Genomic DNA, 20,840 nt, shown 5'->3' on the forward strand with positions numbered 1-20,840 from the left:
GTCGGACAAAGGGGAAACAGTTGGCAGGCTGCTTGCCCGCTTATGCGTGCAGGCTGGCGAGTTGTTCGACCGCGCGCTTCATCGTGGCACGATTCGTCCCCACGGTGTTGCGCAGCGCGTCGATGTCGGTGCGGTCACGTGCCAGCGCGGCAAGCTGGGCCGCGACCTGATCACGTACCAGGTCAGGCGCCGGGCCGCCCACGGCCATGCGGGCCGCAACGCCGTGCACCGGGTCCAGGCACTGCGCGACGGTTTCGGCATCCAGGTGCAGCGCGCGGCCCGTGTGATGCAGTGCGGCGTCGTTGACCATGGCGCTGTCGATCTCGCAGGCGGGAATGCGCCGGTCCAGCGCCTCGCGCACCACGGCGCCCACCACGTGGTGCGCTTCGCGGAACGACATGCCGGCGTCGCGCACCAGCATGTCGGCCAGATCGGTGGCCGACGAGAAATCGCGGCGCGCCCGCGACAGCATGTTGGCGCGCTGCGGCGTGGCGTGCTCCAGCACCAGCTTCAGCAGGCTTACGCAGCGCAGCGCCTCGTCGGTGGCTTCCCAGAAGCCGCGCATGCTCTCGCGGTTGCCATCGCCGGTGTGCGTGAAATTGGTGCCCTTCAGCGCCGCCAGCGACGCCGTGAGCAGGCCGATCATGTGGCCGCCCTTGCCCTTCAGGTATTCCAGCACGACCGGGTTCTTCTTCTGCGGCATGATGCTCGATGTGCCGGCCACGCTATCCGAAAAGTCGATCAGGCCGAACTCGGGCGTCGCCCAGATGAACAGGTCCTGCGCCACACGGCCCCACGTGACGGTGGCAATCGTGATGGCCGACAGGATTTCCCAGGCGAAGTCGCGTGACGCCACCGCGTCGAGCGAATTGGGTGCGTACGTGGAGAAGCCCAGCCAGCGTGCCGTGGCGGCGCGGTCGATCGGAAAGGCCGTGCCGGCCAGTGCGCCCGCGCCCAGCGGGCAGGCATCCAGCCCATCCAGCGCATGGCGCAGGCGAGCAATATCGCGCCCCATGGCCTGGGCCACGCCGGACAGGTAGTAGCCGTAGGTAATCGGCTGCGCGGCCTGCAAGTGCGTATAGCCCGGCATCACGGCGTCGGCGTGGGTTTCGGCCTTGTGCAGCACCACGTCGCGGGTATCGGTCAGCGCGGCGAGAAGCGCCAGCACGGTGTCGCGGGCGCGCAGCCGGTCGTGCGTGGCGAGGATGTCATTGCGGCTGCGCGCCACATGCAGGCGCCCGCCAGCATCGGCGCCGGCCACCTCCATCAAGCGAGCTTCGTAATTGAAATACGCGTCTTCGCGCTCCGGGTCCAGGGGCACGGCGGCCGGGCCTTGCTGCTCGATGTCGATCAGCGCCTGCGCCAGCCGGGCGGCCACGTCGGCGGGCACCAGGCCGGCGCCATGCAGCATCAGCAGGTGCGCCTGGTTGATGTCGGTGAGATAGCGAAAGCCGGGGACGAACTCACGATTCAGTCGCGGCAGATAGATGTGCTCGCAGACCTCGGGGGCGGTGGCTTGCGTCAGGCGACGGCTGACTTTCGATTCCATGCAACTTTCTCCTCGTTGATGGAACCCAGTATGGGAATCGCGCTGTCATATCGTCAAATCAGTATTTTCGGTGACCAAATACGGATTTGATATACCATCGCCGCATCCCAGGCTGCCGTCCAGCACCATGAATTTCAAGCAGATCGAAGCGTTTCGCGCGGTGATGTTGTCGGGCTCGATGACCGTTGCCGCCACGCAATTGCACACCTCGCAGCCGAACATCAGCCGCGTGATCGCCCAGTTGGAAAAGGAAAGCGGGTTCCCGCTGTTCACGCGTATCGCCGGACGCCTGACCCCGACCGTGGAGGCCGAGGCGCTGTTCCGCGACGTGGAGCGAGCCTTCGTGGGCCTGGACAGCCTGCAGGCGTCGGCGCGGTCGATCCGCGAGGTAGGCGTGGGGACGCTGCGGGTCGGCGCCGTGCCATCGATTGCGATGACCGTGATGTCGGCGGCCATCGCCCGCTTCCGCGAGCGGCACCCCGATGTGCCCATCGCCGTGCATACCAGCGACTCGCCCACCGTGGCCAAGTGGACGGCGTCACGCTTCTGCGACTTCGGGCTGGTGTCGTACCTGGTGGAAATGGCCGGCGTGCGCAGCGACGCGCTGCGGCGCGAATCGGGCGTCTGCATCGTACCGGCCCAGCACCCGTTGGCCAGGAAGCGCCGCATCCGTGCCGAGGATCTCGACGGCGAGCCGTTTATCTCGCTCACGCGCGGCGATGGCACGCGGGCGCTGATCGACGCCGCGTTCGCGCCAGACGGGCGCGTGCTGACGCTGGAAACGCCCTATGCCGCCACGATCTGCGCGATGGTGGAGATGGGCCTGGGCGTCAGCGTGGTGAATCCGCTCGTGGTGCGCAACCTGAAGTTTCCCGGCGTGAAAGTCCTGCCGTTCGAGCCCGCCATCCACTTCGAAAGCTACGTGCTGCACAGCCAGCAGCATCCCGTGCCCGCCCTGGCCCAGGAATTCCTGGACTGCGTGCGGCACGTCATGCGCGGCTGAGGCAAACCCGGCCGCTTCAGCCGCGTTCCTTGGCGTCGGCGCTGTCCAGCATGGCCTGCCCGATCTGCGTGCTGCCCTGGGCCATCAGCGCTTCGCCCGGGCCCCGGATGTCGCGAACATCCTTGTGCTGGCCCAGCTTGACCTTGCCCTGCAGCCGGGTGATCTCGATCTCGATGCCGACGATGGACTGCAGCATTGTGTCGATGAAATCGGCGGGCGCGTCGGACATCTTCCACGGCTTCGGCTGGCTGGCTTCGTGCCGGCGTGTGAGCCGGGCCACCACGCCGCGCACGTACCGCTCGTCGTCATGCACCGTGACGCGGCCGTGCGCGTGCACAACCTGGTAGTTCCACGTCGGCACCTGCTTGTGGGCCTCGTGCTTGCTGGGATACCAGTTCGGCGAGATGTAGGCATCGCCCGCGCGGAACACCACCAGTACCTCGTCGCCATTGGCCACGTCCTGCCAGACCGGGTTGGCGCGCGCCACGTGGGCCTTGAGCAGGCCGTGCTCGCCGTGATCGGGTTCGAGTTCGAACGGGATGTGATTGGCGTCCATGCCGCTGCGGCCATGCGTGAACAGCGTGCCAAACGGGTGAGCGGCGATCAGCGCATGCATGGCGTGCTGGCTGGCGAGTTCGAAATGGGCGGGGACGTACATGACTGCTCCGGCATTGTTCTGGGAATGTGGGCGTATTTTCCGATCAAACTGGCGTAGAGTGTAGGGCCAGTTTGTGCCGATTTCATCAGACCACTTTCTCCGCTATCTCCCTATGTCCAGAACCGCCAAGGTGCCCGAAATCCCGTTCATTGGCGCGCTGGACCGCGACGCCGGGCCGCTGAGCCGGCAACTGGTACAGGCCCTGCGCGATGCCGTGGCGTGCGGCGACCTGAAGCCGGGCGAATCGTTGCCGTCCACGCGTGCGCTGGCCGAGGCGCTTGGCGTATCGCGTGGCACCGTGGTGGAGGCGTTCGAGCAACTGGTGGCCGAAGGCGTATGCACCGCGCAGCACGGCGCCGGCACGCGCGTGGCCGCGCTGACGCCCGCACCGGTCACGCCCCGCCGTGCGCGCGGCGACATCCGGCTGCCGGCGGCGGCCCAGGCGTTTGCATCGATTGCCAAGGAATTCACGGCGCTGCCCCAGGTACCGTTCGCCGTGTCGGTGCCAGCAGGCGCCGCCGCACCCAACGAAGCATGGCGCCGGCTGGGCAACCGCCTGCGCGCGGGCGGCGGTGCGCAGCCGGCCGGCTACGGCGAGCCCCAGGGTACGCGGCCGCTGCGCGAGGCCATCGCCGACTACCTGCGCCGCTCGCGCTCGGTGCATTGCGACGCCGGACAGGTGGTGATCACCACGGGCACGCAGCAGGGGCTGTTTCTCTCGTGCCAGGTGCTGCTGGAGCCCGCCGACCCGGTGTGGGTGGAAAACCCCGCCTATCGCGGTATCACGGCCATTCTGGAAAGCACCGGTCCCCGCGACCGCATCGTGCGCGTGCCCGTGGACGACGAAGGCATCGACGTCGAGGCCGGCATCGCCCTGGCACGCGACGCGCGGGCCGCGTTCGTCACGCCATCGCACCAGTATCCGCTGGGCATGCCGCTCAGCATGGCGCGGCGCAAGGCGCTGCTGGCCTGGGCCGATGCGCAGCAGGCGTGGGTCGTGGAAGACGACTACGACAGCGAATTGCGCTATGCGGGACATCCGTTTCCGTCGCTGCAGGGCCTGGCGCCGGAACGCGTGGTCTACCTGGGCACGTTCAGCAAGATCCTCTATCCGTCCCTGCGCCTAGGCTACGCGGTGGTACCCGATGCCCTGGTCGACGCGTTCATCGGCGCCCGCGTACTGATGGATCGCCACCCGCCCACTGCTGAGCAGCACGTGTTGGCCGCCTTTATCGCCGAAGGACACCTCGACCGCCATATCCGCCGCGTGCGCGGCGTGCATGCGGAGCGCCGCGCGTTCGTGATGGAGGCCATCCAACGCGCCATCCCGCCGGAACTGGCCTGGCTGCAGCCATCCGACCAGGGCATGCACCTGGTGCTATGGCTGGCACCGGGCATCGACGACCGCGAAGTGGTAAAGCACGCCGCCGATTCCGGCGTAGCCGTGCGCGCCGTGTCACCGATGTATGCGGGCAACAAGCGGCCGGGCGGGCTGGTGCTGGGATTTGGCGGATTCGGAGACAGGCAGATCGAGGACGCGGCGCAGCGGCTGGCGGGGGTGATTCGGGCGGTGGCTTCCGGGGTTACACGGGCTTGATCCGCGTCATTTGGTATCACCGAAAAGCGATTCGATTTCTCGTTGACCCATGCGGTCGAAGTCATCGGACCCCCTGATGCGACCGGCTAAGAACCCCAGACGTTGCACGGGTTCGGGCGCGGTCGATGGCTCCCCTCCAACGCGCTGCACGCTGCCAGCAGCAACCTGTGCGACCAACCTAGACAAAAGTGTTCTTGCCAAACGGATGTTGAACGTCCGCATCACGGCACCTCGTTGCAATGGCTAATGCAGCAGTCTAGACCTGGTTCCCACCAAATCGGGCGATGGCTTCCTGAATGCACTATCGTAAAACCCACCCGCCCTGCTCCGCCCCACCATGCCAACCCGCCGCCATTTCCTCGTTGCCGCGTCCGGCTGGTTCGCCACGTCGCTGCACGCCCACGCCGAATCGGCGCTCCCGTCCGGCACGTTGAATCGGCCGAATACCGTCGTGGTATTGCGGCACGCGCGGGCGCCCGGGGTGGGAGATCCGCCGCAGTTTCGGCTCGACGACTGCGGCACGCAGCGCAATCTCGACGCTGGCGGGCGAGCACAGGCCACGGCGTTGGGGCAACGCTGGAAGGCGTCCGGTTTCCGTCCGACACAGGTGCTCAGCAGCGCGTGGTGCCGGTGCCAGGAAACGGCCAGGCTGATCGACCTGGGACCGGTACGGGTGCAACCACTGCTGAATTCGTTCTTTGGGGCTGACGAAGCGGCGCGTGACACGCAGGTTCGCGAGTTGTCGCGCTTCATCGATCAACTTGATCCGCGCGGCGGGCCCTACTTGTTGGTCACGCACCAAGTGGTGATTTCCGCGCTGACCGGCCACGGCGCCGATAGTGGCGGCGGCGTGGCGATAGAGTTGCCGGTAGCGGGACAGAAGCGACGCGTTCACGAGATCCCGGCCGTCGGACTGACCGACTGACCGACTGAAAGACCGCCCCCCTCAGGTCGATCCCCGCTCCACGATCCTGAACCCCACATCCACCACCGGCTGCTTCACCGTCTCGCCCCGGCAGCGTTCCAGCAGCAGGTTGGCCGCCAGGACGCCGATGCCCGCGCCATCGACCTGCACCGTGGTCAGGGCCGGTGCCATGTGCGCGGCGAAGTCGGCGTCGCCGAAGCCGCAGATTGCGATGTCCTCGGGCACGCGCAGCCCGCGCGCCCTGGCCTCTTCCATCACGCCCTGGGCCAGTTGGTCCGAGCTGCAGAAAATGGCTTCGATGCGCGGATCCTGCGCCAGCAGGTCGCTCAGCGCCTGGCGTCCGAGCCCCAGGCTGCTCGGTGCCGGCACGCGCGCGGTGGGCACGTCATAGCCCAGCGTCGAGATAAAGCCTTCACGCCGCACGGCCGCGCGCTGGTCGTCGCCGGTGGCAATGCCGAAGCGGCGCCAGCCCTTGGCCAGAAAATAGCCGGCCACCGCGCTGCCCACCTTGAGGTGCGAGAACCCCACGGCCATGTCGACCGGACGATCACTGAGGTCCCACGTTTCCACGACTGGAATGCCCGATCGGCGCAGGCGGTCGCGCGATGCCTGCGCATGCACCAGCCCGGTCACCACGATACCGTCGGGCCGGCGGCTGATCATCGTGCCCAGCAGCGCTTCCTCGCGGGCATGGTCATAGCCGGTCTGCCCCAGGATCAACTGGTAGCCGGCCACGTCCAGCGCATCGGTCAGCGCCTTGACGGTGGGCAGGAACTGCGCCACGGCGATATTGGGCACCAGCGCGGCCACGGTCAGGCTGCGGCGCGACTTCAGCCCGCCCGCCAGCAGGTTCGGGATATAGCCGGTCACCTCCACGGCTTGCCGCACGCGGGCAATGGTCTTGTCCGAGACCAGGCCCGGGTTGCTGAGCGCGCGCGAGGCCGTGATCAGGGACACCCCTGCCTCGCGGGCTACGTCGTGCAGCGTCACGGACTTGCTTGGGGATGGATCGGACATTGCCTTGTTCGAAGATAAGTTGCGATGTGACGGCTGCGGGTAAACGACTACGCCAAGTGCCGCCTTAGCGGTTGACCGACCAGAATGACAACGTTAGCATTCTTCACACCTGCCGGGTCGGTCAAACGACGGCCCGCATTATAGCAACGCCTATACCGTTCAGTAGCACCGCAGCAGCAATGCAGATCGGCCGTATTCCGGCCGTTTTTTGACAACGATGTCATACGATGTCCGAAGTCTTCGACACCGGTTTGACGTTTCATCAGGATGCGCCCGTTCATGACTTCCTCGCCCGCCTCTGACGCCATTGTTTCCATCCGCCTGTCGTCCTGCTACCTGCCGCTGGCCACGCCGATCAGCGACGCCAAGGTGCTGACCGGCCGGCAGAAGCCGATGACGGAAGTGGCCATCCTCTTTGCGGAGATCCGCACGGCCAACGGCCACGAGGGTCTGGGCTTCAGCTACTCCAAGCGCGCCGGCGGCCCCGGCCAGTTCGCACATGCCCGCGAGATCGCCCCCACCCTGCTGGGCGAGGACCCGAGCGATATCGCCAAGCTGTGGGACAAGCTGTGCTGGGCCGGCGCATCGGTGGGCCGCAGCGGCCTGTCCACGCAGGCGATTGGCGCCTTCGACGTGGCGCTGTGGGACCTCAAGGCCAAGCGCGCCGGCCTGTCGCTGGCGAAGCTGCTGGGCTCGCATCGTGATTCGGTGCGCTGCTACAACACGTCGGGCGGCTTCCTGCATACGCCGCTCGATCAACTGATGGTCAACGCCGCCGCCTCGGTGGAACGCGGCATTGGCGGCATCAAGCTCAAGGTAGGCCAGCCCGACGGCAAGATCGATATCCAGCGCGTTTCGGCCGTGCGTGAGAAGCTTGGCGATGCGGTGCCGATCATGGTCGACGCCAACCAGCAATGGGACCGCCCCACCGCGCAGCGCATGTGCCGCACGTTCGAATCGTTCAACCTGGTATGGATCGAGGAACCGCTCGACGCCTATGACCACGAAGGCCACGCCGCGCTGGCGCAGCAGTTCGACACGCCCATCGCCACGGGCGAGATGCTGACCAGCGCCGCCGAGCACTGGGACCTGATTCGCCACCGCGCTGCCGACTACCTGATGCCCGACGCGCCGCGCGTGGGCGGTATCACGCCGTTCCTGAAGGTCTGCGCGCTGGCCGAGCACGCCGGGCTGATGATCGCGCCCCACTTCGCCATGGAACTGCACGTGCATCTGGCGGCCGCTTATTCGCGCGAACCATGGGTCGAGCATTTCGACTGGCTCGAACCGCTGTTCAACGAGCGGCTCGACATCGCCAACGGCCGCATCATCGTCCCGACCCGCCCGGGCCTGGGACTGACCGTCAGCGAACAGGCTCGCGCCTGGACCCGCGAGCAGGCGGAGTTCGGCGCAAGCTGATCCTGCGTCCGCAGTTGTCAGACAACATCAAGACATCACACCAGAAAAAACCAGCACAAAAGGAGACGACGATGATGAAGAAAGCCTTGGTATCGCTGCTGCTCGGGGTCACGATGGCCGCTGCCCACGCGGCCTGGCCTGAAAAGCCCGTAACGATGATCGTGCCGTTCCCGCCGGGCGGCTCGACCGACAACATCGCCCGCATCCTGGGCGCCAAGTTCCAGCAGACGTTTGGCGGCAGCTTCGTGGTGGACAACCGCCCGGGCGCGGCCGGCATGATCGGAGCGGCTGCCGCCAAGCGCGCGCCGGCCGATGGCTACACGCTGTTCGTGTCGTCGCTGGGCCCGTTCGTGATTGGTCCGCACCTGACCAAGACCGCCGGCTATGACCCGACCAAGGACTTCGACTACATCAGCGTGGCCGTGCAGGCGCCCAACATCCTGGCCGTGCCGGTGGCCTCGCCGCACAAGTCGCTGCAGGACATCATCAACTACGAGAAGGCCAATCCGAACAAGATGACGTTCGCATCGGCCGGCAACGGCACCAGCGACCACCTGACCGCCGAACTGTTCTGGCAGCAGACCAACACCACCGGCGTACACGTGCCGTACAAGGGCGGCGCCCCGGCGCTGAACGACCTGCTCGGCGGCCAGGTGGATGCCACGTTCATGAACATCAATACCGCCGTGCCGCACCTGAAGGCCGGCAAGCTGCGCGCGCTGGCCATCACCAGCAGCAAGCGTTCGCCGATCCTGCCCGATGTGCCGACCATGGAAGAACTCGGCTACAAGGGCGTGACCGTGTATTCGTGGCAGGCCATCGCCGCCCCCAAGGGGCTGCCGGCCGATATCAAGGCCAAGCTGCATAACGCCGTGGTCGCCGCGATGAACGATCCGGCCAACAAGCCCAAGCTGCTCGAACTCGGTTTCGAGGTGGTTGCCAATACGCCGGAACAGTTCACCGCGTTCCAGGCATCGGAATTTGCCCGCTGGAAGAAGGTCATCCAGACCGGGAACATCACGGCCGACTAAGCCTCTCCGGCGGCCGCAGCACCTCCAGCCATCACCTGTTTCACCCGCCAACGTGCCCCGCCCGGGGCGCGCTGGCCCCGTCTTGCCCGCGTTTTCTCATTTTTCGGAAGCCCAGCATGAAGCCTCATATCCTCCAGCTCAATCCCATCCTGATCCCGGCCATCAACGACAAGCTCGCGCAGCGCTATACCGTGCACCGCCTGTTCGAGCAGTCGGACAAGGACGCGTACCTGCGCGAGCACGGTGCGTCGATCCGTGGCGTGATCACGGGCGGCCATACCGGCATCCAGCGCGACATGATGGAAAAGCTGCCCGCGCTGGAAGTGGTGGCCGTCAATGGCGTGGGCACCGACGCGGTGGATCTGGAATATGCGCGCTCCCGCAAGCTGCCCGTCACGGGCACGTTCGGCGCGCTGACCGAGGACGTGGCCGACCTGGCCGTGGGCCTGCTGCTGGCCACGTGCCGTGGCATCTGCTCCGGTGACCGTTTCATCCGCGCCGGCAACTGGGTGCGCTACCCGCAGCCCAGCGCGATTCCGCTGGCGCGCCGCGTGAGCGGCATGCGCGTGGGCATCGTCGGCATGGGCCGCGTGGGCCGCGCCATCGCCGCACGGCTGGCTGCGTTCGGCTGCCCGATCTCGTACACCGACCTGCGTGCCATGGACGATGTGCCGCACACGTTCGTGGGCAACCTCGTTGACCTGGCGCGCCAGAGCGACGCGCTGATCCTGGCCGCCGCCGCCGACAAGGCCGAAGGCATCGTCAATGCCGAAGTGCTCAAGGCGCTGGGCCCCCAGGGCTACCTGATCAACATCGCGCGCGGCCGTCTGGTCAAGGAAGACGACCTCGTGGCGGCGCTCAAGGCCGGAACCATCGGCGGGGCCGGGCTCGATGTCTTCGTCGATGAACCGAACGTGCCCGAGGTGCTGTTCGGCATGGACAACGTCACGCTGCAGGCCCACCGCGCCAGCGCCACGCACGAAACGCGCGAGGCCATGGGCGAGTTGGTGCTGGCCAGCCTGGAGCAGGCGCTGGCGGGCAAGCGCCCCGAGTTCAGCCTGACGACCTGAGCCGTCACACCACATCGCTAGTTACGTAAGCCGCCGGACGGGCAACGCGCACAAGACGCGAACGCCCGCCCCGCTCGAAAGCTTCAGGAAAGACACACCCAAGCAGGAGACAACCCCAATGCGTATCCGTTACCTTGCCCTGGCCGCCATTTCGGCCGCCGTCGTGGCCACCGGCGTATCTGCCCAGACCTATCCCACCAAGCCGATCACCATCGTCATCGGGTCAAGCCCGGGCAGCACCACCGATGGCCTGGCCCGCGCCGTGGGCGCGCAGATTACCAAGGACACCGGCCAGGCCGTGGTGGTGGACAGCCGGCCCGGCGCCTTCGGCGGCATCGCCGCGCAGAACGTGGCGCGCGCCGCGCCCGACGGCTATACGCTGTTCATGACCACCAACACCACGCAGGCTGCCAACCCGCACCTGGTCAAGAACCTGCCCTACAACCCCATCAAGGACTTCACGCCGATCGGGCAACTGGTGCAGGGCTACATGGTGATGGTGGTGAATCCCAACGTGGCGGCCAAGACCGTGCCCGAGTTCGTGGCGCTGGCCAAGAAGGACCCGGGCAAGCTCACGTTCGGATCGGGGTCGTCGTCCGCGCGCGTGGCCACCGAGCAGTTCGAGCACATGACGTCGACCAAGCTGACGTACGTGCCCTACAAGGCCAACCCGCCGGCGGTGATCGACCTCGTGGCCGGCCAGACCGACGTGATGATCGTAGACCTGACCACCAGCCTGCCCCAGGTGAAGGCCGGCAAGCTGCGCGCGCTGGGCGTGAGCAGCCCGCACCGGTCGGCGTTGCTGCCGAACGTGCCGACCATCGCCGAACAGGGCGTGCAGGGCTACGAGTTCGGCTACTGGAATGCGCTCTACGCACCGGCCAACACGCCTGCGCCGATCGTCGCCAAGCTCAACGAGCTGGTGCGCAAGGCCATGGCCACCGAGCAGGTGAAACACTTCGTGGCCGAGAACGGCATGGAGGTCAAGGTGTCATCGCCCGAGGAACTCGGCAAGTTCCAGGCAGCGGAGCTGGACCGCTGGGGCAAGATCATCAAGACGGCGGGGATTCAGCCGGAGTAATCGGGGACCAAGCCGGGACAAGCCGGCGTCAGTCAATCATCAAACGTGCACCGGGCAACGCGCCCGGCATCGCATCTATAACACCGTCAAAGGGCGCCAATATGGCGCCCTTTTTTCATTTCCGTGACGCGTCGCTGTTTTACATCCTGTTTCCAGGATGTGTCCATTACGTCACTGTCTTGTCACGTTCCGTCCTTAGTCTTGCCGGGCCTCCGGAAGCACATTTCTCGAACTACCCTCTGCCGAGGATTCCCCATGCAACCAATGCGCCTGACCAGGGTGCTGCTGGCCGTCTGCCTGACGGCCGCGGCACTGTCCGCCTGTGGCGGCAACGACGACGACTCAAAGCCGACGACGGTCAAACCGACCGACCCCGCCACCCCTTCGCAGCCGGTGGAGAAGCGCTGCGCGCCGTGATCGCATCCGGCCTGCACGCATCACCTTCAGTGGCCGAACGCAGAACCCAAGCACAACCAAGCAGAACATGAACTCACGCCGCAATTTCCTGCGGACGAGCGCAGGCGCCGCCTTCTCGGCCGCCACGCTCGCCGCGTTCCCGCCCAGCATCCGCCGTGCGCTGGCCATTCCAGCCAGCAATGTCACGGGCACGATCATGGACGTGCAGCACGTGGTGATCCTGATGCAGGAAAACCGCTCCTTCGACCACTACTTCGGCACGCTCAACGGCGTACGCGGCTTTGGTGACCGCATGACGATCCCGATGCCCAACGGCCGCAAGGTCTGGCAGCAGGAACGCACCAACGGCACGCTGATCACGCCGTATCACCTGGACGGCACCGCCAACAACGCCCAGCGCGTGTCCGGCACCCCGCACGCCTGGGCCGACAGCCAGCAGGCGTGGGACAACGGCCGCATGTCGCGCTGGCCGGTGGCCAAGACGGATACGTCGATGGGCTACTTCAAGCAGAAGGAAATCCCGTTCCAGTTCGCGCTGGCCAACGCCTTCACGATCTGCGACGCCTACCACTGCGCGATGCACACCGGCACCGACGCCAACCGTTCGTTCCACATGACCGGCACCAACGGCGCCGTGCCGCAGGGCGTGGCCTTCGTGAACAACGAGTGGGACGCGATCAACGGCGTGGCCGCCGACGCCAACATCGGCTACACGTGGAAGACCTACGCCGAACGGCTGGAAGAAGCCGGCGTGAGCTGGATCAGCTATCAGAACATGCCCGACGAATGGGGCGACAACATGCTGGGCGCGTTCCAGTCGTTCCGCCGCGCCAACCTGGCCTCGGGCTTCCCGGTGTCCAGCGGCGGCTCGCCGGGCGTGCCCTACACCAACACCGGGCAGGCCGTGCCCTACCACGCGTACGACGCCGCCACCGACAACGCGGCCAATCCGCTGTACAAGGGCGTGGCCAACACGCTGCCGGGCACGCGCCCCGAGGATTACCTCAACGCATTCCGCCGCGACGTGATGAACGGCACGCTGCCGCAGGTGTCGTGGATGAACGCGCCGTCGATCTACTGCGAGCATCCCGGCCCGTCCAGCCCGGTACAGGGCTCGTGGTTCCTGCAGGAAGTGCTGGACGCGCTGACGGCCAACCCCGAGGTCTGGAGCAAGACCGTCCTGCTGATCAACTTCGACGAGAACGACGGCTACTTCGACCACGTGCCGTCGCCGTCGGCACCGTCGCTGAATCCGGACAAGACCTTCGCGGGCAAGACCACGCTGAGCGCGGACGACATGAAGCCCGAGTACTTCACGCACGGCGCGCCGGCCGGCAGCACCGGCCAGCCTGCCGTCGACAGCCGGGTCTACGGGCCGGGCCCGCGCGTACCGCTCTACGCGATTTCGCCGTGGAGCCGTGGCGGGTGGGTCAATTCGCAGGTGTTCGACCACACGTCGGTGCTGCGCTTCCTGGAAGCCCGCTTTGGCGTGAAGGAGCCGAACATCAGCCCGTTCCGCCGCACGGTGTGTGGCGACCTGACCAGCGCGTTCAACTTCAAGACGCCGAATACCGAAGCGCTGCCCACGCTGACCGGCCGCTACACGCGTACCGAGGCCGACCAGCTGCGCGCTGCCCAGCAGGCGCTGCCCGCCGTGCCGGTGCCGCGCGACATGTCGCTGCCGCTGCAGGCGCCGGGCACGCGCCCGTCGCGCGCACTGCCGTATGAGCTGCACACCAGCGCGCGCTGCTACACGGGCGGCCAGGTCGAACTGATCTTCGCGAACAGCGGCGCGCAGGCGGCCGTGTTCCACGTCTACGACGTGAACAAGCTCGACCGCGTACCGCGCCGCTACATGGTGGAAGCGGGCAAGACGCTGCTCGACACCTGGGACGCCGCGCTCGACAATTTCGGCAAGTACGACCTCTGGGTACTGGGCCCGAACGGCTACCATCGCCATTTCAAGGGCGACCTGAACCGCCTGAGCACCGCAGCGGCATCGCCCGAGATCCGCGTCTGCTACGACATCGCCAACGGCAATGTCTTCGTGGACCTTATCAACAGCGGCGCCCAACCGTGCACGTTCACGGTCACGCCGATGGCCTACCGCACCGACGGCCCCTGGCAAGCCACGGTCGCTGCGAATGGCACGAAGACGCTCGACTGGAAGCTGCAGGACAGCGGCCAGTGGTACGACTTCGCGGTCACGTGCAGCAGTGATCCGTCGTTCTATCGTCGCTTTGCGGGGCGCGTGGAGACGGGCAAGCACACGGTCAGTGATCCGGCGATGGGTGAGGGTTAAGCGGCGGAATTGACCCTTGTTGATTTGCTCCCCTCTCCCTCCGGGCCCTCCGGGAGAGGGGTCGGGGGAGAGGGCCGGCGGTTCAAATTGCCACATATCGGCAAGCAGAGCCTCGTTGCCCTCTCCCCCAGCCCCTCTCCCGCTTTGCGGGAGAGGGGAGCAAACACAACGCAGGGCATGAGCGCTACCGGGCGCTTGATCCTTGCCTCCCTGTTTTCTCCCCTCTCCCTCTGGGCCCTCTGGGAGAGGGGTTGGGGGTGAGGGCCGGCGGATCAAATTGCCACTTATCGGCAAGCAGACCCTCGTTGCCCTCACCCCCTGCCCCTCTCCCGCTTCGCGGGAGAGGGGCAAAAAACAAGCGGGTGGACCATCGGCATCACCGTCTTTCCCCCATCTGCCCCAACAGCCTGCGCAACTGCCCTGCCGTATCTTCCGCCGCCGACAGCGGCAGCAGCGGCACGCCAATCCCCTTGTGCCAGTCCATCAACGCCGCCCCCTGGGCGTCGGCGAAGCTGCGCACGTTGCGGCGCAGCGCCTCCTGTCCAAATCCAAGTTCCACCTGCAGTTCGCCGTCGCTGACCACCAGTTGACCCGATGCGGGCAGTTCCAGCAGGAACGGGTCGTACACCAGCACCGACAGCACGTCGTTGCGCCCGCGCAAGCCCAGCATCAGGTGGCGGGTCTCGGTATCGGCGCCGTCGAAATCGCTGATCACGATGACCAGGTAGTTGTGGTGCGCCAGCCGCAGGGCCTGCCGCAGCGCGTTGTTCAACTGCGTGGCGCCACGTTGGCCCGGCAGGTCGGCGCGTAGACGCTGATTGTGTTGCGCGAGGTCACCCAGTAGATGCAGCACGCCGTGCCGGCTGCGCTGCGGCGCGGCGCTGGTCTGGTCCGCGTCGCCGAAGATCACACCGCCCACGCGGTCGCCGTCGGCCAGTACGCGCCATGCGGCCAATGCCGCTGCCTCTGCTGCGATGACGGACTTCATGGCACGGCGGCTGCCGAAGAACATGTTCATGCGCTGGTCCACCACCAGCAGCACCGGCCGCTCCTTTTCCTCGCTGTAGAGCCGCACGTGAGGCGTGCCGGTGCGCGCCGTCACGCGCCAGTCGATGGTGCGGATATCGTCGCCGGGCAGATACTGGCGCAATTCCTCGAACGCCAGGCCCCGGCCATGCACGCGTGAGCCGTGCCGGCCCGACAACAGGCTGTGCACGGGCTGCCGGCTGCGGAAGTGGAAGTCGCGCACGCTGGCTTCCAGCGCGGCCAGTGCCGCCAGGTCGACGTTGACGCCGACGGTGGCCTGCGATGCCCCGGGCGCGGCGCCAGCGCGTGAGCGGGCCCGTGCCGCGTTGTCCCTGGCCACGTCAGGACACCGCCACCCGCTGCAGCAGGCGGTCGATCACCGCGTCGGCGGCCACCGCGGACGCGTGGGCTTCATAGGACAGGATCAGCCGATGGCGGAAGACGTCGTGCACCACGGCCTGCACGTCCTCGGGCGTCACGTGGTCGCGGCCGCGCAGCCAGGCGATGGCGCGCGACACCTTGTCGAGCCCGATCGACCCGCGCGGGCTCACGCCCACCTGGATCCAGCGCGCAAGGTCGTCATCGAAGCGGCCAGCGTCGCGCGTGGCCTGCACCAGCGTGACGATATAGCGCTCTACAGGTTCGCTGACCGCAATGCCATGGATCGCCTCACGCGCCGTGAAAATGACCTCGGCCGACAGCCGTCCCGCATCGTCGCCCGTGCCCGCATTCCGGTTCGCCGCTTCCTCGGCACGGGCGAGCTGGATGATGCGCGCCTCGGCATCGGCCTGCGGGTATCCCACGTTCACATGCATCAGAAAGCGGTCCATCTGCGCCTCGGGCAGCGGATAGGTGCCCTCCTGCTCGATCGGGTTCTGCGTGGCCATGACCAGGAACAGCGGTTCCAGCGGGTGCGTATGGCCGCCCACCGTCACCTGCCGCTCCTCCATGGCTTCCAGCAACGCGGCCTGAACCTTGGCCGGCGAGCGGTTCACCTCGTCGGCCAGCACCAGGTTGGCGAACAGCGGGCCGGGCTGAAAGCGGAACTCGCCCTTGCCGGCATCGGTGACGTAGATATCGGATCCGGTGATGTCGGCCGGCAGCAGGTCCGGTGTGAACTGCACGCGCGACAGCCGGGCATCCAGATGTTTCGCCAGACTCTTGATGGCGCGTGTCTTGGCCAGCCCCGGCAGCCCTTCCACCAGCAGGTGGCCATCGGCCAGCAGCCCCAGCAGCAGCCGTTCGACCATCCGCTCCTGGCCGACAATCGACTCCCCCATGCGCGCCTGAAGCGCCAGGATGTCGTCGCGCGCGCTCATCGTGTGTCTCCTTGTCAGCCGTTTGTCAGTCGTGTCAGCGGCCAGACCGGCCGCCGGTGAACCAGTTGTAGTAGGGATTCTCGGGATCGGCACGCATCACCGTGCCGATATCGCGCAGCCATTGCTCGCGGTCGCCGCGATAGGCGTCCAGTCCCGCGGCATAGAACGTGTGCAGCGTCTGGCGTTCGCGGCGGATGTCCTGGTACAGCGCGTCGCTGGCGCCGGCCAGCGGCGGATCGCCGGTCAGGTCCAGCAGCTCGCGCAGCACCGGCGGAAAGTCCTGCCGCCGCACCCAGCTCGTGTACTCGATGCGCGGCCGGTCATCGGTTACGGCCGGGGCATCGCCCGCAAACCAGTCCAGGCCGGCGCGGTCGGTCACGTAGGTGGCCAGCAATGCCGCCGGCGATGCCACGCCAACCGCCCGCAGCGCGTCCGCCACCTGCGGCTGGGCGAAGCGCGACGTGATGCGGCCCGCATCGAGCACCATCGGCTGCAGCGATCCCACCAGCAGCATTTCATGGAGTTCGGTGGTCCACAGCGTCGCGTGGGGGAATACATCGAGGAAGCTGCGCACCAGCGACCGCGTGTCGTCGCGATTCTGCGTCGGCAGCGGCAGCCACTGCGCCACGATGCCACCGGGCTGCAGCCGCGCGGCCGCCAGCCGGTAGAACTCACGCGAATACAGGTTGACCACGCCACTGGCCGACGGCGGCGGTGGTTCCAGCGTGATCAGGTCGTAGCGCTGCGGGCACTGCAGCAGTTCGCGGCGGCCATCGCGCAGGCGGATGTCGATCCGCGCATCGCGTGCGACACCGAAATTGCCACGGAATTCAGGCACCGCACGCACCACCGCCGGCAGCAACTCGGCCACCACGCGTTGCTCCAGCCCCGGGTATTGCAGCGTGGCGCCGGCCGTGATGCCGGTGCCCAGGCCGATCACCAGCGACGCACGCGGCGTGCCGTCATGCACGATCAGTGGCAGCAACGCCTGCAGGCGCATATAGCGCAGCGACGTCATCGTATCGCCCGAATTCGAGACGCCCTGGATGTACAGCCGGTGAAAGCGCTGGCCAGCCTTGCCCTGCTCCACCACGGCCACGGTGGCGCCACGGCTTTCCTCGTAGAACACCAGCGATCCGCCGCGCGTACTGGCCAGCAACGCGGCCAGCCGGTCGGCCGGCGTAGCCACCGCGACGATCAGCGTGATGACGGCCAGCAACGGGATGGCAAACCGCGCACGGCGCGTGACGCCATCGCCGAAGGCCACCGCCAGCACGGCCACGAGTCCGCTGCCCGTAGCTAGCACGCCAAGCGTATGGATCACGCCCAGCGTCGGCACCAGCCACACCCCGGCCAGCACCGAACCCACGATGCCGCCGAGCGTGTTCAGCGCCAGCACCGCGCCCACGCCGGAACCGGCGCGGGATGGGTCCACCGACAGACGCACCACATACGGAAACGCCGCGCCAAGCAGCAGCGTCGGCACGAACACCACGCACAGCGCTGCTACGGCAAAGCTGGCGCAGGTAGCCGCCAGCAGGTTGCCGGTGGCACCCAGCACGCGCTGCGAGACCACGTGCTGCGCAGCGGGCAGCCATTCGCCCAGCCACGCGAACTCGACCAGCGCCACCAGTCCGGCGGCGACGATCAGCAGCGCAAAGACGCCCCATGGGTCCGAGCTGCGGTCGACGCGCTTCGCCACGAACAGGCTGCCGATCATCAGGCCAGCCAGGTAGGCCGCCAGCATGACCGCGAAGGCGAAGGCGCGCGTGCTCAGGAACTGGACCATGGCCTGTGACCAGACCACCTCGTAGCCCAGCGCGATGGCGCCGGCCAGCGCGTACAGCGTCAGGGCCAGCACACGTTGGCCGGATGCCCGCGCACCGGCTTCGGGCACGGTGGGCACCTCCGCTGTCGCCGTGGCATCCCGGCCGAACCACCACGCGCCCAGCGCCGCCAGGCCGTTCAGCACGGCGGCCGCTACCGCACTGCCCGTAACGCCCAGCAGCGGAATCGCGACAAACGCCGCCAGCAAGGTACCAACAATGGCGCCGGCGGTATTGGCGGCGTACAGCCGGCCGCCATTGCCGCCCAACGCCACGCCGTCGCTGCGGATGGCACGCATCAGCGCCGGCAACGTACCGCCCATGGCAATGGCCGGCAAGGCGACCAGCGCCAGCGGCAAGGCCCAGGCAACGGCCCCGGCGCGCACTTCGAGCCAGGCGAACGGCGCGGCCGCGTGCGCCAGGGCCAGCGTCACGGCCACACCCAGCACGGCAATCGCGCATTCCAGCCAGACATAGAGCCGCCAGGCCGACGCGACGCGGTCCGCCATGCGGCCGACTGCCCAGCCACCCAGCGCCAGGCCGCCGAAGAACGCGCTGACGCCGATGGTCACGGCGTGTACGTCCACGCCGACCACCAGCGACAACTGCTTGATCCACAGCACCTGATAGACAAGTCCGGCCACGCCGGACAGGCCCAGCAGCGTCGCGGCCTGCCAGAGGCCACGGCGCACCTGCGCGTCAGCGCCCGCCCGCGCTGGCTTTACTGCGGCCGGCGGGCGCTTCATGCCGTGCTCCAGCTTGCGGCGGGCCGCCGTCACTTCTTCTGCTGCTGTTGCTGCTTGGCCAACTGGTCCGCCACCTGCCGCTTGATCTTCTCGCTGGCCTGGTCGATCGTGAAGCTGGCCGGGATCTGGCTCGGCGGGAAGTCGACAAAGGTCTGCAGGAAGTTGATGGCCCGGCGGTTACCCTCGATGAACAGGTACGGGTTCTCGGTCTCCAACTGGTGGTACTGGTTGGTTGGTCCGGTGTCGGCCCGCTCGTACGGATCCATGCGCAGGTTGAAGTATTTCGGCGCGCGCAGGCACGTGAACGGTTCCTTCCAGACCTCGAAGCCGCCCCTCGCCCGTTGCTCGCAGAACACCACCTTCCACGCAGTCGGCACCGTCGCACCGGCGGTCAGCACGTCGTAGCGCATGGCTACCAGTTCCGCATCGTCGTTGAAGTAGTAGAACTCGCTGCGCGCGCTCTTGTCGGTCTGGCCCGTGAGCATCGGCAACTGGTTGTAGCCGTCCAGATGCACCTTGGCGCTCTTGCCGCTCAGCGTCGTGCCCTTGAGCAGGCGGTCCTTGACGTCACCGTCGCCAGCGGCCGCGAGCAGCGTCGGGAACCAGTCCAGCCCGGACATCAGCCCGTTGGTAACCGAACCCGGCTGGATCTTGCCGGGCCAGCGAATCATCGCAGGCACGCGGAACGCCCCTTCCCAGTTCGAGTCTTTCTCGCTGCGGAACGGCGTGTTCGCGGCGTCGGGCCAGGTGAAGAAGTTCGGACCGTTGTCGGTGGTGTAGATGACGATGGTGTTGTTGGTGATGCCGGCGTCGTCCAGCGACTTCAGCAGCTTGCCCACGTTCTGGTCCATTTCCCACATGCCGTCCGCGTATTCGTGGCCGGCGCCCAGCCCTGCCTTGCCGCGATACTCGGGCCGCACGTGCGTGAACAGGTGCATGCGCGTGAAGTTCATCCACAGGAAGAACGGCTGCTTGGCCTGCGCCTGCTTCTGGATGTAGTTCATCGCGGCGCCGGTGGTTTCGTCGTCGATGGTCTCCATACGCTTGCGGTTCAGCGGGCCGGTGTCCTCGATCTTGCCGTCGGCCGTGCTGTGCAGCACGCCGCGCGGGTTGTAGAACTTCAGGAAGTCGGGGTTGTCCTTCGGCCAGTACGGACGTTCCGGCTCTTCTTCGGCGTTGAGGTGATACAGGTTGCCGAAGAACTCGTCGAAGCCGTGCTTGGTGGGCAGGAAGCGGTCCTGGTCGCCCAGGTGGTTCTTGCCGAACTGGGCAGTGGCATAGCCCAGCGGCTTCAGCGCCTGGGCAATCGTGATGTCGCGGTCCTGCAGGCCCACAGGCGCGCCGGGCAGGCCCACCTTCGACAGCCCGGTGCGGAACACGGTCTGGCCGGTGATGAACGTGGAACGCCCCGCCGTGCAGCTATTTTCGGCGTAGTAGTCGGTCATCATCATGCCCTCGCGGGCGATGCGGTCGATGTTGGGCGTCTTGTAGCCCACCACGCCATGGCTGAACGCGCTGACGTTGCCCAGCCCCACATCGTCGCCAAAGATCACGAGGATGTTGGGCTTGCCGCCCTGCGTGCCCTGCGCGCCGGCCGGCGCTGCAGCCACGGGCGAGGCGCCGGCGGCATCGGGTGCCGAGGCCATTGGCGCGGGCGTCGTTGGCGTGACCGGCGTGGTGGCCACGGGCGGCGGTGCCGCCGGCACCTGTGCGGCCGGCGCAGACGCGCCAGGAGCGGCCTTGTTCTCGTCGGCCTTCTTGCAGCCGGCCACGGCCAGGATCGCGACGATTGCCGCGCTCATGGCCAGCCTGTTCATTCGCTTACCCGATGCTGGTTTCATCGTAGGGCCTCCC

Annotated in this window: 16 protein-coding genes; 9 read left to right on the top strand and 7 right to left on the bottom strand. The window is 67.2% G+C overall.

The genetic code is table 11. The features are described 5' to 3' along the window. Positions 1-40: 40 nt before the first annotated feature. On the bottom strand, positions 41-1,549 hold the full coding sequence (gene argH, locus MFF62_RS20870) for an argininosuccinate lyase (protein ID WP_238265035.1): 1,509 nt from the start codon (positions 1,547-1,549) through the stop codon (positions 41-43). Positions 1,550-1,676: 127 nt separating this feature from the next. On the opposite strand from argH, the gene MFF62_RS20875 reads away from it, so the two are divergent. Beyond that, entirely contained in the window at positions 1,677-2,552 is an 876-nt protein-coding gene (locus MFF62_RS20875) for a LysR family transcriptional regulator (protein ID WP_238265036.1), read from the top strand. 16 nt (positions 2,553-2,568) lie between these two features. Here MFF62_RS20875 and MFF62_RS20880 read toward each other — a convergent pair whose 3' ends face one another. Beyond that, positions 2,569-3,210, bottom strand: coding sequence for an FMN-binding negative transcriptional regulator (locus MFF62_RS20880; protein WP_238265037.1), 642 nt, complete (start codon positions 3,208-3,210; stop codon positions 2,569-2,571). Positions 3,211-3,322: 112 nt separating this feature from the next. On the opposite strand from MFF62_RS20880, the gene pdxR reads away from it, so the two are divergent. Both pdxR and MFF62_RS20890 read left to right on the top strand, forming a co-directional pair. Continuing rightward, positions 3,323-4,807 (top strand): MocR-like pyridoxine biosynthesis transcription factor PdxR, encoded by a 1,485-nt coding sequence (gene pdxR / locus MFF62_RS20885; protein ID WP_238265038.1) that lies wholly within the window; start codon positions 3,323-3,325, stop codon positions 4,805-4,807. Positions 4,808-5,144: 337 nt separating this feature from the next. Then, positions 5,145-5,732, top strand: a complete 588-nt coding sequence (locus MFF62_RS20890; protein WP_238265039.1) for a histidine phosphatase family protein — start codon at positions 5,145-5,147, stop codon at positions 5,730-5,732. Positions 5,733-5,753: 21 nt separating this feature from the next. Here the strand turns inward: MFF62_RS20890 and MFF62_RS20895 are convergent, their stop codons facing one another. After that, positions 5,754-6,749 (bottom strand): LacI family DNA-binding transcriptional regulator, encoded by a 996-nt coding sequence (locus MFF62_RS20895; protein ID WP_238265040.1) that lies wholly within the window; start codon positions 6,747-6,749, stop codon positions 5,754-5,756. A 279-nt stretch (positions 6,750-7,028) separates the two neighbouring features. On the opposite strand from MFF62_RS20895, the gene MFF62_RS20900 reads away from it, so the two are divergent. The 6 genes from MFF62_RS20900 to MFF62_RS20925 all read left to right on the top strand — a co-directional run bounded on the left by MFF62_RS20900 (position 7,029) and on the right by MFF62_RS20925 (position 14,069). Further along, positions 7,029-8,168: an L-talarate/galactarate dehydratase gene (locus tag MFF62_RS20900; protein ID WP_238265041.1), complete on the top strand. Its 1,140-nt coding sequence runs from the start codon at positions 7,029-7,031 to the stop codon at positions 8,166-8,168. 74 nt (positions 8,169-8,242) lie between these two features. Next, on the top strand, positions 8,243-9,199 hold the full coding sequence (locus MFF62_RS20905) for a Bug family tripartite tricarboxylate transporter substrate binding protein (RefSeq protein ID WP_238265133.1): 957 nt from the start codon (positions 8,243-8,245) through the stop codon (positions 9,197-9,199). 116 nt (positions 9,200-9,315) lie between these two features. Beyond that, positions 9,316-10,269 carry a 2-hydroxyacid dehydrogenase gene (locus MFF62_RS20910; RefSeq protein ID WP_238265042.1) on the top strand — a complete coding sequence of 318 codons (954 nt, stop codon included), beginning with the start codon at positions 9,316-9,318 and terminating at the stop codon, positions 10,267-10,269. 118 nt (positions 10,270-10,387) lie between these two features. Next, a complete protein-coding gene (locus tag MFF62_RS20915; RefSeq protein WP_238265043.1) occupies positions 10,388-11,350 on the top strand; it encodes a Bug family tripartite tricarboxylate transporter substrate binding protein in 963 nt (320 codons plus the stop codon). 255 nt (positions 11,351-11,605) lie between these two features. Beyond that, the gene (locus MFF62_RS20920) at positions 11,606-11,767 is read left to right on the top strand and encodes a hypothetical protein (protein ID WP_238265044.1); all 162 of its coding nucleotides are present in this window, start codon (positions 11,606-11,608) and stop codon (positions 11,765-11,767) included. Positions 11,768-11,834: 67 nt separating this feature from the next. Further along, the gene (locus tag MFF62_RS20925) at positions 11,835-14,069 is read left to right on the top strand and encodes a phosphocholine-specific phospholipase C (RefSeq protein WP_238265045.1); all 2,235 of its coding nucleotides are present in this window, start codon (positions 11,835-11,837) and stop codon (positions 14,067-14,069) included. A 376-nt stretch (positions 14,070-14,445) separates the two neighbouring features. Here MFF62_RS20925 and MFF62_RS20930 read toward each other — a convergent pair whose 3' ends face one another. The 4 genes from MFF62_RS20930 to MFF62_RS20945 are packed head-to-tail and all read right to left on the bottom strand — an operon-like array spanning position 14,446 to position 20,803. After that, positions 14,446-15,435 (bottom strand): DUF58 domain-containing protein, encoded by a 990-nt coding sequence (locus tag MFF62_RS20930; RefSeq protein ID WP_404990804.1) that lies wholly within the window; start codon positions 15,433-15,435, stop codon positions 14,446-14,448. 1 nt (position 15,436) lies between these two features. After that, positions 15,437-16,414: an AAA family ATPase gene (locus MFF62_RS20935; protein ID WP_238265046.1), complete on the bottom strand. Its 978-nt coding sequence runs from the start codon at positions 16,412-16,414 to the stop codon at positions 15,437-15,439. 34 nt (positions 16,415-16,448) lie between these two features. Then, positions 16,449-18,986, bottom strand: coding sequence for a fused MFS/spermidine synthase (locus MFF62_RS20940; RefSeq protein ID WP_238265047.1), 2,538 nt, complete (start codon positions 18,984-18,986; stop codon positions 16,449-16,451). Between the two features lie 29 nt (positions 18,987-19,015). After that, a complete protein-coding gene (locus MFF62_RS20945) occupies positions 19,016-20,803 on the bottom strand; it encodes an arylsulfatase (RefSeq protein WP_238265048.1) in 1,788 nt (595 codons plus the stop codon). Between the last annotated feature and the right edge of the window lie 37 nt (positions 20,804-20,840).

It is taken from the genome of Cupriavidus pauculus, assembly GCF_022179805.1.
Lineage (GTDB): Bacteria > Pseudomonadota > Gammaproteobacteria > Burkholderiales > Burkholderiaceae > Cupriavidus > Cupriavidus pauculus_E.